Below are 12,354 nucleotides of genomic sequence, written 5' to 3' on the forward strand. Positions count from 1 at the left end.
TTTCTTTATTAAGTCGTGTAAATTTTATTTCAAAAAAAGAGAAAAACAGTTTTGTTTTTCTCTTTTTTAATTTATCTGTTAAAGAACTTCAAATGTTTGACTTAACTCACCTATCGTTACTTTATATTTCCCTTTAGGTAAATAGTATTTGTCATTCTTTGCTTTTTTTACCTTAACTTCTTTATGTTTCTTTACATATTTTTTTCTTCCTTTTTCAGAAAAAGAAACATCGTACACTACTTCATTAAATCCTTTTGTTGCGTTAGCCTTTATCGTATTTACCAAAACTTTACCCGAATATATTTCTAACACAACTTCTTTATTTGTAGTTACATAAAACGGAATAGTAATTTTTGGTGTATTTGGTTCTAACCACTTACTCCAAGAACTACCCCAAGATTTTCTTTTCTTAATGTCCTTCATACTGAAAATAGCTTCTTTATTGTCAAATTCTTGTAAAGAAGTAATATTTGCTTTGTATAAGCTACGTCCATGTGTTCCTACTAATAAATGTTTTGCTTTGGGTTGAATTACTAAATCGTGCATTGCAACATTCGGCAATCCGTTGCTAAACGCTTCCCAAGTTTCTCCCTGATTGAAAGAAACATACAATCCGTTATCAGTTCCTAAGTATAGAACATTTTCTTTTTTAGTATCTTCCTTAATCACATTTACCGCAGAAGTTGGAATATTATTACTAATATCTTTCCATGTTCTACCGTAGTCATCAGACATGTATACATACGAAGTAAAATCATCAAAACGATACCCGTTTAACGTAACATACACTCGTTCTTTCTTATATTTTGAAGCTATTACACGACTTACCCATAAATTTTGTGGAAAAGTATTTGAAATTTTTTCCCAACTTCCTCCTCCGTTTTTAGTTACCTGCACCAATCCATCATCAGAACCTACGTAGATTAACCCAAATTGAAACGGACTTTCAGAAATAGTAGTTAAGGTTCCGTAAGCTACATTTCCTTCTTTTTCTCCTTTGGTTAAATCTCCAGAAATTTCTTCCCAATCATCACCTTTGTTTAAAGAACGGTGTAACTTATTTCCTCCTAAATATAAAATATCTTGATTGTGTTTTGATAGTTGAATGGGTGTTTGCCAATTGAATCGGTAAGCTGGTTTGTCTTCTTTGGGTTTCGGCTGAATATAGGTTTGTTTTCCTGTAGCTCTATCAATTCGATAATAGTTTCCAAATTGATATCCTGTATACACAATATTAGGATTTCTATCATCAACGGCAACTTGCATTCCGTCACCACCCATTAAACTTTCGTAAGGATTTTTTCCTGTTTGATGCCATCTTTTATCAATCTTAGCATTATGGTCTCCAACCCAAACGCCATTATCTTGCATTCCTCCGTACACCTTATAATTTTCTTGGTTATCGGCATATACGGTGTAAAATTGACCAACAGCAGGCTGATTTAATTTAACCCAACTTTCACCGTCATCGTATGAAATATTTAACCCTCCATCATTTCCATCAATTAAATGTCCTTGTTTTTTAGGATTTACCCATAATGCTTGATGATCAGCATGAACATTTTCTTTACTAATAGAAGTAAATGTTTTTCCCCCATCTTTCGATTTTAAAATTGGGACCCCTAATACATAAATTCCGTTTTCATCTTGCGGATCTACACGAATTTCGCCAAAATAATATCCATACGAATAGTATAAATCATCTAAATGACCCTCATGTGTTTTTTTCCAAGTTTTTCCTCCATCAGTCGTTTTAAAAACCTCTGCCCCTATTACTGGAGTATCAAACAAGGCTGCATTGGCATCTTTTAAGTAACCAACTAAATCACTTGGTCGCATTTCTCCTGGGCTTGAACGAATGATTTGTTTAACATTTTCTGCACGATATTTTTCTTGAAGACCATTCATTTTTATAAATGAATTTAATTTTTTGTCTTTCATATTCAAAAGTTCATCAGTTGAAACTGATGCAAGCTCTTCTTTTGTTAAGGCTCCTGCTCCCTTCTCTTTCTTAGCAGCATCTTTTTTTCTTCGGAATTGATTATCATGAAAAGCGTATACTGTGTTTTCGTCATACACTGCTAACCCTATTCTACCAACTCCTTTTCCATTAGGGAAACCATTGTTATCAGAAATTTTAGTCCAAGTATTTCCTGCATCGGTCGATTTATATATTGCTGAATTTTTTCCGTCTCCATCAAAATTCCATGCTTTACGTTCACGCTCCCAAGCAGCAGCATATAAAATATTGAAGTTATTTGGTACAGGTTGAATATCTATAATTCCAGTATTTTCATCAATAAACAAAGTTTTTGTCCATCTTTTTCCTCCATCAGAAGTTTTAAAAACCCCTCTTTCATTGTTTGATGAGTATAAATGTCCTATAGAACCTACAATTACTTCATCAGGATTTTTCGGATTGATTAAAATTCGTCCAATATGATGTGAATCGAGTAAACCTACATTTGTCCAAGTTTTACCTTTATCAGTAGATTTTAAAATTCCAATTCCTGCATAAGATGATCGAGAAGAATTATTTTCTCCTGTTCCTACCCAAATTGTTCCGTTTTTCCAATCTACAGCAATATCGCCTACATTTTGTGTAGGAGAATTATCTAAAACTGGAGTAAAAGTAGTTCCGTTGTTATTGGTATGCCATACCCCACCAGAAGCATATCCTACATAAAACTCTGTAGTGTTTTCTGGATTTACATCAATATCCACCACACGTCCACTCATTACTGTAGGTCCAATATTTTTAAACGGTATGTTTTTTACCGTAGAATTTGTAATTAATACTTCCTTTTGTTGTAAAGCTTGTTGTATTTTTTCTGCAGAGGTAGGCTGCTGTGCAACTACTGTAAACGGAAATAAAGCGATAAAAACTTTGGCTAAGATTCTCATTATAATTTGGTTTAGAAGAAGTGAAAATACAGTAAGCTAGTAGTATTTCAAAAAAATTAACAGAATATTGAGAGACTTCATTCAGAAGCTTTTGTCAAACAAAAAAATTAGTAGCTTTGTTTAACCTCAAATTTTTAGGCGATGACTATTTTTATTCTTTCTGTTAGTGACCAAATTTATTCAACACAAAGGATATACAAAGAAGCTCGTCGTCGTGGACATAAAGTTGAAATTATAAATCATTTAAAATGTTCTATAAAACTTGGCGATGGTAAGCCTGCCATTATACATCAGGGTAAAAACATTATTGATATTCCTGATGTTATTATTCCTCGAATAGGTGCTTCTGCAATGAAACACGGAGCAACAGTTGTAAAAGAATTTGAATTGAATGGAGTTTACAGCTCTGCTAGTTATTCAGGTATCGTTAATGCACAAAACAAAGCTCGCACTTTACAAATAATGAGTCGAAATGGACTTCCTATTCCGCAAACTGTTTTTTCAGTTGATACTGAAAATATTGGTGAGCAAATAAATTTATTAGGTGGTTCTCCTGTAATTATTAAATTACAAGAAGGAACACATGGCTCAGGTGTAATTTTGGCTGAAAGTAAAAAATCTGCCATGTCTATCATAGATACCATGCACGGAACAAATACCAGTATTTTACTACAAGAGTTTATTAAAGAAAGTAATAGTGAAGATATTCGTGCTTTTGTTGTAAATGGTAAAGTAGTATCTTCAATGAAACGTAAAGGGCTAGAGGAAGATTTTCGTTCTAACATTCATAAAGGAGGAAGTGGACACAAGGTTGCTTTAACTCCTGAAGAAGAAGAAATAGCTATCAATGCTGCTCAATATTTAGAACTTCCAATTGCTGGGGTTGATATGATTCGCTCAAAACGAGGCTCTTTATTAATTGAAGTTAATTCTACCCCTGGTTTACAAGGAATTGAATCATATACTAAAGATAATATTGCCAAAGCCATTGTTAAATTTTTAGAAGAAAAATGTTCGAACAAAACTTTAAAAACGAAATCATAGAAATTCGTGGACAAAAAATTGGTTTAGGTGAATCTAAATTAATTAAAATTCCTATTGATAGGTTACCTACAGGAACTCTAATAGAAATTCCTGTGTATATTTTTAATGGTGATCAATTAGGGCCTACTATTCTACTACAAGGAGGTTTACATGGTGACGAAGTAAACAGTGTTGAATTGGTACGAAGAATGTTAATTGATAAATCGTACAAAATTCATCGTGGTTGTGTTATTGTAGTTCCATTGTTAAACGTTTTTGGTTTTTTAAACATGTCTCGCGATATGCATGGTAAAGATGTAAATCGAAGCTTTCCTGGTTCAAAAACTGGCTCTTTGGCAAGCAGAATGGCATATTACTTAATGAAAGAAATTACCAATAATGTAGATTTTGCTATTGATTTTCATACAGGAGGTGAACAACGCAATAATTTTCCACAAATACGATATACCCCTGAAGATGAAAGAGGGTTTCAACTTGCCAACATTTTTAATGCACCATTTATGTTTAGTTCTAAACTTATTCCGAAGTCATTTAGAAATCAATGTTATAAAAACAAAATTCCTGTAATTGTATATGAAGGAGGAGAATCATTACGTCTCGAAGAAAAAGCCATTCAACAAGGTATTAATGGCACACTTCGCATTTTAAAACACTTTAAAATGATAAACGAAAGTATTCAAATACCTGAAAATGCTATTTCAATACAAATTAATAAACGAAAATGGGTTCGCGCTAAAGTTGCAGGATTATTTACTCCCACTGTGCTTAATGGAGAAAAAGTAAAAAAAGGACAAGTTTTAGGGCATATTATGGACACTTATGGAGAAACAAACTTCTCAGTAAAGTCTACTTATGACGGTTATGTAATTGCTAAAAACAATTTCCCTGTTATTAACATGGGCGATGCTTTATTTCATTTAGGAAAAACATAACAAACTGATTTTATTTGTTTTATCCGTAATTTTTCACTTACTTTAATTCCAATTAACTAATCAAAAATTATAAATTATGGAATTTCTTATTAGCTTATTAAGTGGAGCAGTAGGTGGTAATCTTGCCGGAGCTGTGTTAAAAAAGTATTCTTTAGGTACTCTTTGGAATTCTGTTGTAGGAATTTTAGGCGGTGGCCTAGGAGCTCAATTATTAGGAATGTTAAATATTGATATTTCTGGTATTATCGGTAACATTGCAGGTAGTGGTGTTGGTGGAGCTGTTTTACTCGTTATTGTTGGTCTCATTAAAAGTGCCATGGCTAAAAGTTAAACACATTTTAAAATTCAAAAAAAGACGTCTTAAATAAGGCGTCTTTTTTATTTATAAACGAAGCCAATAAATAGCAGTACCTTTGTTGGCTCATAGTAGTTATTTTATTTAGAAGCTACTGAAGAATTATATATGACATTTACATCGTTAGGTTTATCAAAAGCTTTAGTGAAAGCTGTAACCGAAAAAGGGTACGAAACTCCCTCTCCTATTCAAGAAAAAGCAATTCCAGTTATTTTAGAAGGCAAAGACGTATTAGCCTCTGCACAAACTGGAACCGGTAAAACAGCAGGGTTTACTTTGCCTATTTTACAAAACATATCAGAAAAAAAGAATCCGAAATACCGTCCAATTAAAGCATTAGTGCTAACCCCTACAAGAGAATTAGCAGCTCAAGTATATGATAATGTACGCGAATATAGCACGCATTTAAACATTAAATCTACCGCTATTTTTGGTGGTGTAAAACCAAGTTCTCAAATAGCTACTCTTAAAAACGGAATAGATGTTTTAGTCGCTACTCCTGGTAGACTAATCGATTTGCACGAGCAAAATCAACTCTCACTAAAACGTGTAGATGTTTTAGTTTTAGATGAAGCTGATAGAATGCTAGACATGGGTTTTTTACGAGATATTAAAAAAATTATCTCTTTTTTGCCACAGAAACGTCAAAATTTATTGTTTTCAGCTACTTTTTCGAAAGAAATAAAAAAATTAGCACAAGGTATTTTACACAACCCTGTAATGGTTGAAGCAGCTCCTGAAAATACAACTGCTGAAAAAGTAAATCAGAAGTTATACAAAGTTCCTAAAAGCAAGAAAACTGAATTAGTTGGTCAATTAATTTCAAAAGGAAATTGGAGCCAAGTCTTAATTTTTACTCGAACTAAACACGGTGCTAACAGGTTAACTGAAAAACTGATTAAACGAGGAATTTCTGCTGCAGCTATTCATGGAAACAAAAGTCAGGGAGCAAGAACCAAGGCTTTGAAAGGCTTTAAAGACAATTCTATCAGAGTATTGGTAGCTACTGATATCGCTGCTCGTGGATTAGACATTCCATTATTACCACACGTTATTAATTTTGAACTCCCCAATGTTCCTGAAGATTATGTACACCGAATTGGTAGAACAGGAAGAGCAGGTGCTAGTGGAGAAGCAATCTCATTGGTATCACAAGAAGAAGAAGCATACTTAAAAAGTATAGAGAAGTTATTAGGGCAAAAAATTATCATTTCTCAGTTAGAAGGGTTTGATTTATCTACCATAAAAGAAGAAGTAAAAACAGAACGACCAAAGCAGCAACCTAGAAATAAACCTGCTAAAAAGTCGTTTAAAACATCTTCCGACTCAAAGAAAAAAGCAAAAAAAACTTCAGCAGAAGATGCTAAAAAACATACTCCTAGAAAGCGAAACAACCGTAATAGAAGGAACAATAACAAAACTTCTCACTAACTTATTAGGTCATTTAACGTTTTATTCCTGACGGAGCCTCTGTATTAACTACTTGAAAAGTTGAGGAAGTCGCCGAAGTATTAGATAAAAACACTCATCTTGGTACAGTTGAGTTAGAATAGCTCACAGCACAAATTATTTCAAAGGATGCTTTTTACAGCATCCTTTTTTATACTTTTAGGCTAAAATTTATTCCACAAAATGGAAGCTTCAAAAAAAATAGTAGCACAACACCTTCAAGAAATCGTAAACGATGATATATTAAATAATCTCATTCCCGAGATTGTCGATCATTTTAAAGAATTGTCATTATCAAGGAATCAATATTTTGTTGAAAAAGGAGACGTTTGTTCCTATTTCTGTTTTATAGAAAGCGGTATTTTACAACATGCTGTCTCGGTTTCTGGAGAAGAAAAAACCACTTATTTAGCTTTAAAAAATAGTTTTACCTCATCACTAAAAAGCTTTTTACAACAAACTCCTTCTCCCAAAAACATTAAAGCTTTGAGTACTTGCAAGCTTTGGGTTATTACCATAGATAATTTTAAATACTTAATGAAACACAACAAGGCCTTTCACCAGTTTTATTACAATTTAGTTGAACATCAAATTTTTTTGATTGATGATTATCGTATTGATTTGCTAACTTTAACTCCTGAAGAACGTTATAAAAAGCTACTCGTAAACGAACCCAAATTACTTCAAGAAGTTCCGCTACATTATTTAGCTTCTTTTTTAGGAATTTCTACTCGCCATATGAGTAGAATTCGAAAAAATATAAATTAGCGCCAAATGGCTAATATTTGCACAATTTCTTTCCGTATTTTTGAGGGAATCTTATCAATTTAATTGAATCATTATGAAGTACGACGCAATAAACAGTCAATTATTTATAAAAAACCGTAAAAACTTTATGGCGCAAATGAAGCCTAATAGTTTAGCTGTTTTTAACTCAAACGATATTTATCCTGTAAGTGCCGATAGCACGTTACCTTTTGAACAACACCGTGATATTTTCTTTTTAAGTGGAGTTGATCAAGAAGAAAGTATCTTAATTTTATTCCCTGATTGTCCGAAAGAAAGTTTACGTGAAGTTTTGTTTTTACGTGAAACTAACGAGCATATTGCAGTTTGGGAAGGTGAAAAACTAACCAAAGAAAAAGCATTAGAAACTAGCGGTATTAAAAACGTACACTGGTTACAAGACTTAGAAAAAGTACTAGCTGAAATGATGGCTTTAGTCGATACCGTTTATATTAATACCAACGAACACTATCGTGCCAATGTTGAAATTGAAACTCGTGAAGCTCGTTTTACAAAATGGTTATTAAACAAATATCCTGCACATTCAGTAGCAAAAAGTAATCCTATTTTACAACGTTTACGTTCAGTAAAAGACCCAATAGAAATTGATTTAATTCAAACCGCTTGTGATATTACTGAAAAAGGATTCAGACGTGTATTAGATTTCGTAAAACCAGGTGTTTGGGAATATGAAATTGAAGCGGAATTTATTCATGAATTTGTTAGAAATCGTTCTAAGAAGTTTGCTTATACGCCTATTATTGCTTCTGGTAACAATGCAAACGTGTTACACTATATTGAAAACAACCAACAATGTAAAGCAGGTGATTTATTATTGATGGATGTTGGAGCGGAATACGCTAACTATTCTTCTGATATGACACGTACAATTCCTGTTTCTGGGCGTTTTACTGACAGACAAAAAGCAGTGTACAATGCTGTAAATCGTGTAAAAAATGACGCAACAAAAATGTTAGTTCCTGGAACTATTTGGGCTGATTATCATGTAGAAGTTGGTAAGTTAATGACCTCAGAGTTATTAGGCTTAGGCTTATTAGACAAAGCTGATGTTCAAAATGAAGATCCTAACTGGCCAGCGTATAAAAAGTACTTTATGCACGGTACTTCTCACCACATGGGGCTAGATACACATGACTACGGATTGTTACACGAGCCAATGCAAGCAAACCAAGTATTTACAGTTGAACCTGGTATTTATATTCCTGCTGAAGGTTTTGGTATTCGTTTAGAAGATGATGTAGTAATTCAAGAAACAGGTGAGCCATTTAACTTAATGCGAAACATCCCTATTGAAGCTGACGAAATAGAAGATATTATGAATAAATAGTATCATTTCCCATATTTTAAAACGTCATTAAAACTCCTTTTTATGGAAACTTAATGGCGTTTTTCTATTATATTAAGAAGGTGTTTTTACTTTATTCCCATTATTTTTACTACTTTTAGTACTTAAAAAATTGTTATTATAATGACTTATTTAGGAATGATTGGAGTATGGCAAATTATAGTACTCCTAATTGTAGTATTACTTGGTATCTTACCAACAATAATTGCGCTTATTGATATTTTAAAAAGTAAATTTAAAGGAAACAATAAAATTTTTTGGATTCTCGTTGTTTTATTAGCTAACTTTTTTGGCGTTATTTTGTATTTCTTAATTGGGAGAGAACAAAAAATAAAGAAACAAACACAAAACCCTTCATAATGAAAAATCTACTTTATATATTCGCTTTTGCATTAATTTCTTGTGCTTCTAGCCAAATAAACAAGATTGATAATTCCGATATAGTCGGAACATGGAACTGGACAAATACCGATGGTGGTTTTGGAAACCATATTCATAAAACGCCTGAAACACTCAACAAAAAAATACAATTAACCTTGTTGAAAAACTATCAGTTTTCAATATCAGAAAATGGTACTCTTGTTTCAAAAGGTACATACACCCTAGAAATGAAAAAAGCGATTTATTCTAACAAACAAGAACGTTTTATACAACTTTCCGACGATCAGCAACTTTCAGGAATTGTCCTTTCTGGAATTATTAGGCTCGTAAAACCAAACACTTTAGAAATTTCTGACAATAACTACGACGGACTTGGAAGTGGATTTGTAAAACTGAATTAAAAAAACCCGTAAAAACGGGTTTTTATTATTAATTATTAAAACACTACTTTACTGTTAAAGTATATTGAGGTGTTGGATTAAGTGGACAAAAGTACACGTACTCTCCTTTTGTTAAGGTTACTTTTTTAGAGCTTGACTTGCCATTGTTTTTTACTAAAGAAGTTACATACGCGTTTTTTATATGATGCCTTTCATCAGTTTTTCCTTTTGGTGCTAATACAAAACCTACATCATGCCCTACATTGTTGTTTGATATTTCAAAAACATAGGCTCCTTCTGAAAGTGTTAACGATTTTTGAGTGAATTTTCCTTTTGTTTGTTCTAAAGAAATGGTTTTTGCCTTTTGTGCATTTGCTGTAAATGCAAATCCTACTAATAATACTAAAATAGCTACTACTTTTTTCATTTTTATTGATTTTTATGGTTTTACTTTTTTATAGATGAATAGCTCTGTAATCTAAAACCCCGTAACTACACTTTGTAAATAAGGTTACAAGAGCTATTCGTTTTTTATGCGTTTTGTGTGAATTTTCCTGCTTCTACTTTTGGAAAATCAACTTCAGTTTCTGCTATGTGATTTACATAGTTTGTTAAAGTGTTGGCTACAACATTTAGTACGATTTCTAAAATATCTCCGTCGTTATATCCTGCTGCTTTTACCTCAGCTATTTCTGCTGAACTTACATTTCCTTTGTTTTTTGTAACACTTTGTGCAAATTTTAAACCTGCTTTGGTTTTAGCATCAGAAGCCTCCGCTTGTCGGTTTTGTTCAATTTCTTCATTTGATAAACCATTATTCTTTCCTATTGCTGTGTGTGCTGATAAACAATAGTTACATTCATTTTCTTCTGCGATAACTAATGCTAATTGCTCTCTAAATTTGTTTGAAAAGTTTCCACTTCCATTTAATTCTCCCAAGCTTAGATAGCTTTGTAAAAGTGCTGGTGAATTTCCCATTACTTTAATTAGGTTTGGAATAAAGCCTAACTTGTTTTGAACTGCATCAAACAATTCTTTTGATTTTCCTGTTGTGGTTTCTGGGTTTAAAGTTTCAATTCTTGTACTCATAATTTTACTATTTTAAAGTTGTTTTTTAGTTTGTTTTTTCACAGTTACATAATTCTCTTTCAGGAAACTGTTCATCGTATTCTTGATATCCCCAACAATTTGGGCATTGGTTAATTTCTGTTCTCATAATTCGTTGTTTTTAAATTCTGATACAAAGATGCGATAGGAATAAGCCTTAAAAAATGGACAAAGGTTCTTAAAGCTTGGACATTCTTTTTTTGCTAACATTATTCTTACAAAAAGCTAGCTTTTTATTCACGGTTTCGTAAAATACAGGTAACGTAACAACACTTTTATTACAGTACTTTTAAGGCGTCGAAAAGGTTGTTTGTATTAGTGTAACAAAAAACTTTATTAGTTGTGTAGTTTACCACGCGTTGCGTGGTTTTTTCTTTTACAAGCTATAGCTTTTTTTAAATTGTTTTGGCGATTGCCCGGTAGCTTTGGTAAAAAACCGAGAAAAGTAGGCAGGATCATTAAACCCCAAATCAAAAGCAACTTCTTTAATAGAATCATTTTTATACAATAACAATCTCTTTGCTTCGGTAATAATTCTATTTTTTATAAAATCACTTGGTGTTTCTGTTCCTATTTTTTGAAGATGTTTGGTTAAGGATTTTGGCGATAAACCTAACCGATAAGCATACCCTGTAACTCGATGTATCTTTTTAAAGTTTTGTTCTACTAATAAACTAAAATCTTTAAAAAGCTTGGTTTCAACACTCTCTTTTACAACATCTTTTTCTTTTTTTATCCGTACTGAATATACAATAAACTGTTTCAAAAGTGATTGTAGCATATCGTATTGTGCTGTTTCTTTCAACTCAAACTCTTCTTTTAGATTTTGAAGGATAAAATCTAATTTTTGTGTTTCTTTTTCCGAGGGCACTACAAAAGGTGTTTCGTATATGTTATTAAATAATACTCCGTTACATGATACCTCAGCATCGTGTGTTTGAATACAATAAAAATCTCTTGTAAAACTAAGCTGATAGGCTTCTTTAATTTTTTCGGAATCTACTGAAAACACTTGTCCAGGCGATAAAAAAAACAGTACCCCATCTTTAAAAGAGTAACTTTTAAAATCGATATTATACCTCCCTTTTCCTTCTTTTATCCAAAACACCTTGTATTGGTCTATTTGTTGTGGTGAATTTACCACACACGATTCTTCAAACTGAACTGTTTGTAACGAAAAAATATTTTGATAGGAATAGTTTTGAATATTTTGTACCGCCATTTATACATAGTTTTATCGTTTGTCGAAAAAAATAGGGAGAGCTAACAAAACCAATGTATCTTTGATTTAAAATTATTGAGTTATTAAGTTACGTTCTGTTTTATTTGTTTCCAGGTCATAGGCTCATTATTAATCATTCTAATAATAGAGTTATGCCAGATTGTTAGTTTTGATTGCGACCTATTAATACGATAGCAAAACTCATCAAAATACTTTTGGATATGCTCTTTGCTCACATGAGTTGGTATTGTTCTTAACCATGATTTTATTTGATGAATAATGATGTGAAGTTTTTTAAAGTTCTTTCCGTTGTTGCTTTGAATCTGTGTGATATTATAGGTTGCTTTTAATGGTTCATAGCCACGCCATTTGTCTGTAAATATTTTTGCCGAGGTAGAAATATGCTCCTCAAATATTGGAGTCAAGGA

At 32.3% G+C, this 12,354-nt stretch carries 13 protein-coding genes; 8 read left to right on the top strand and 5 right to left on the bottom strand.

Annotated elements, in window-relative coordinates:
* Positions 1-78: 78 nt before the first annotated feature.
* Entirely contained in the window at positions 79-2,904 is a 2,826-nt protein-coding gene (locus Q4517_RS02880; protein WP_303506012.1) for a VPS10 domain-containing protein, read from the bottom strand.
* Between the two features lie 141 nt (positions 2,905-3,045).
* Between Q4517_RS02880 and Q4517_RS02885 the strand changes: the two genes are divergently transcribed.
* The 8 genes from Q4517_RS02885 (at position 3,046) to Q4517_RS02920 (ending at position 9,618) form a co-directional block, all read left to right on the top strand.
* The gene (locus Q4517_RS02885; RefSeq protein WP_303506014.1) at positions 3,046-3,948 is read left to right on the top strand and encodes a RimK family alpha-L-glutamate ligase; all 903 of its coding nucleotides are present in this window, start codon (positions 3,046-3,048) and stop codon (positions 3,946-3,948) included.
* The gene (locus Q4517_RS02890) at positions 3,915-4,880 is read left to right on the top strand and encodes a succinylglutamate desuccinylase/aspartoacylase family protein (RefSeq protein WP_303506016.1); all 966 of its coding nucleotides are present in this window, start codon (positions 3,915-3,917) and stop codon (positions 4,878-4,880) included. The genes Q4517_RS02885 and Q4517_RS02890 overlap by 34 nt, the downstream gene beginning before the upstream one ends.
* 76 nt (positions 4,881-4,956) lie before the next feature.
* Positions 4,957-5,211 (top strand): hypothetical protein, encoded by a 255-nt coding sequence (locus Q4517_RS02895; RefSeq protein ID WP_115899567.1) that lies wholly within the window; start codon positions 4,957-4,959, stop codon positions 5,209-5,211.
* Positions 5,212-5,343: 132 nt separating this feature from the next.
* A complete protein-coding gene (locus Q4517_RS02900) occupies positions 5,344-6,666 on the top strand; it encodes a DEAD/DEAH box helicase (RefSeq protein ID WP_303506020.1) in 1,323 nt (440 codons plus the stop codon).
* A 201-nt stretch (positions 6,667-6,867) separates the two neighbouring features.
* The gene (locus Q4517_RS02905) at positions 6,868-7,452 is read left to right on the top strand and encodes a Crp/Fnr family transcriptional regulator (protein ID WP_303506022.1); all 585 of its coding nucleotides are present in this window, start codon (positions 6,868-6,870) and stop codon (positions 7,450-7,452) included.
* A 73-nt stretch (positions 7,453-7,525) separates the two neighbouring features.
* Positions 7,526-8,818, top strand: a complete 1,293-nt coding sequence (locus Q4517_RS02910; protein WP_303506024.1) for an aminopeptidase P family protein — start codon at positions 7,526-7,528, stop codon at positions 8,816-8,818.
* A 141-nt stretch (positions 8,819-8,959) separates the two neighbouring features.
* Positions 8,960-9,196 carry a PLD nuclease N-terminal domain-containing protein gene (locus Q4517_RS02915; protein WP_303506026.1) on the top strand — a complete coding sequence of 79 codons (237 nt, stop codon included), beginning with the start codon at positions 8,960-8,962 and terminating at the stop codon, positions 9,194-9,196.
* On the top strand, positions 9,196-9,618 hold the full coding sequence (locus Q4517_RS02920; RefSeq protein WP_303506028.1) for a hypothetical protein: 423 nt from the start codon (positions 9,196-9,198) through the stop codon (positions 9,616-9,618). Before Q4517_RS02915 ends, Q4517_RS02920 begins: the two co-directional genes overlap by 1 nt.
* Positions 9,619-9,661: 43 nt before the next feature.
* Here Q4517_RS02920 and Q4517_RS02925 read toward each other — a convergent pair whose 3' ends face one another.
* The 4 genes from Q4517_RS02925 to Q4517_RS02940 all read right to left on the bottom strand — a co-directional run.
* Positions 9,662-10,024 (bottom strand): cupredoxin domain-containing protein, encoded by a 363-nt coding sequence (locus Q4517_RS02925; RefSeq protein WP_303506030.1) that lies wholly within the window; start codon positions 10,022-10,024, stop codon positions 9,662-9,664.
* A gap of 104 nt (positions 10,025-10,128) precedes the next feature.
* A complete protein-coding gene (locus Q4517_RS02930; RefSeq protein WP_303506032.1) occupies positions 10,129-10,686 on the bottom strand; it encodes a carboxymuconolactone decarboxylase family protein in 558 nt (185 codons plus the stop codon).
* 394 nt (positions 10,687-11,080) lie between these two features.
* Positions 11,081-11,926: a helix-turn-helix domain-containing protein gene (locus Q4517_RS02935; protein ID WP_303506035.1), complete on the bottom strand. Its 846-nt coding sequence runs from the start codon at positions 11,924-11,926 to the stop codon at positions 11,081-11,083.
* Between the two features lie 83 nt (positions 11,927-12,009).
* The coding region (locus Q4517_RS02940; protein ID WP_303506037.1) for a transposase at positions 12,010-12,354 on the bottom strand (345 nt) is incomplete at its 5' end.

It is taken from the genome of Tenacibaculum sp. 1_MG-2023 (assembly GCF_030547425.1).
Classification (GTDB): Bacteria; Bacteroidota; Bacteroidia; order Flavobacteriales; family Flavobacteriaceae; genus Polaribacter.

Bases quoted from the DNA above. Each gene is read 5' to 3' on its own strand.
- Q4517_RS02880 (WP_303506012.1), bottom strand. From the start codon at position 2,904: ATGAGAATCTTAGCCAAAGTTTTTATCGCTTTATTTCCGTTTACAGTA.
- Q4517_RS02885 (WP_303506014.1), top strand. From the start codon at position 3,046: ATGACTATTTTTATTCTTTCTGTTAGTGACCAAATTTATTCAACACAA.
- Q4517_RS02890 (WP_303506016.1), top strand. From the start codon at position 3,915: ATGTTCGAACAAAACTTTAAAAACGAAATCATAGAAATTCGTGGACAA.
- Q4517_RS02895 (WP_115899567.1), top strand. From the start codon at position 4,957: ATGGAATTTCTTATTAGCTTATTAAGTGGAGCAGTAGGTGGTAATCTT.
- Q4517_RS02900 (WP_303506020.1), top strand. From the start codon at position 5,344: ATGACATTTACATCGTTAGGTTTATCAAAAGCTTTAGTGAAAGCTGTA.
- Q4517_RS02905 (WP_303506022.1), top strand. From the start codon at position 6,868: ATGGAAGCTTCAAAAAAAATAGTAGCACAACACCTTCAAGAAATCGTA.
- Q4517_RS02910 (WP_303506024.1), top strand. From the start codon at position 7,526: ATGAAGTACGACGCAATAAACAGTCAATTATTTATAAAAAACCGTAAA.
- Q4517_RS02915 (WP_303506026.1), top strand. From the start codon at position 8,960: ATGACTTATTTAGGAATGATTGGAGTATGGCAAATTATAGTACTCCTA.
- Q4517_RS02920 (WP_303506028.1), top strand. From the start codon at position 9,196: ATGAAAAATCTACTTTATATATTCGCTTTTGCATTAATTTCTTGTGCT.
- Q4517_RS02925 (WP_303506030.1), bottom strand. From the start codon at position 10,024: ATGAAAAAAGTAGTAGCTATTTTAGTATTATTAGTAGGATTTGCATTT.
- Q4517_RS02930 (WP_303506032.1), bottom strand. From the start codon at position 10,686: ATGAGTACAAGAATTGAAACTTTAAACCCAGAAACCACAACAGGAAAA.
- Q4517_RS02935 (WP_303506035.1), bottom strand. From the start codon at position 11,926: ATGGCGGTACAAAATATTCAAAACTATTCCTATCAAAATATTTTTTCG.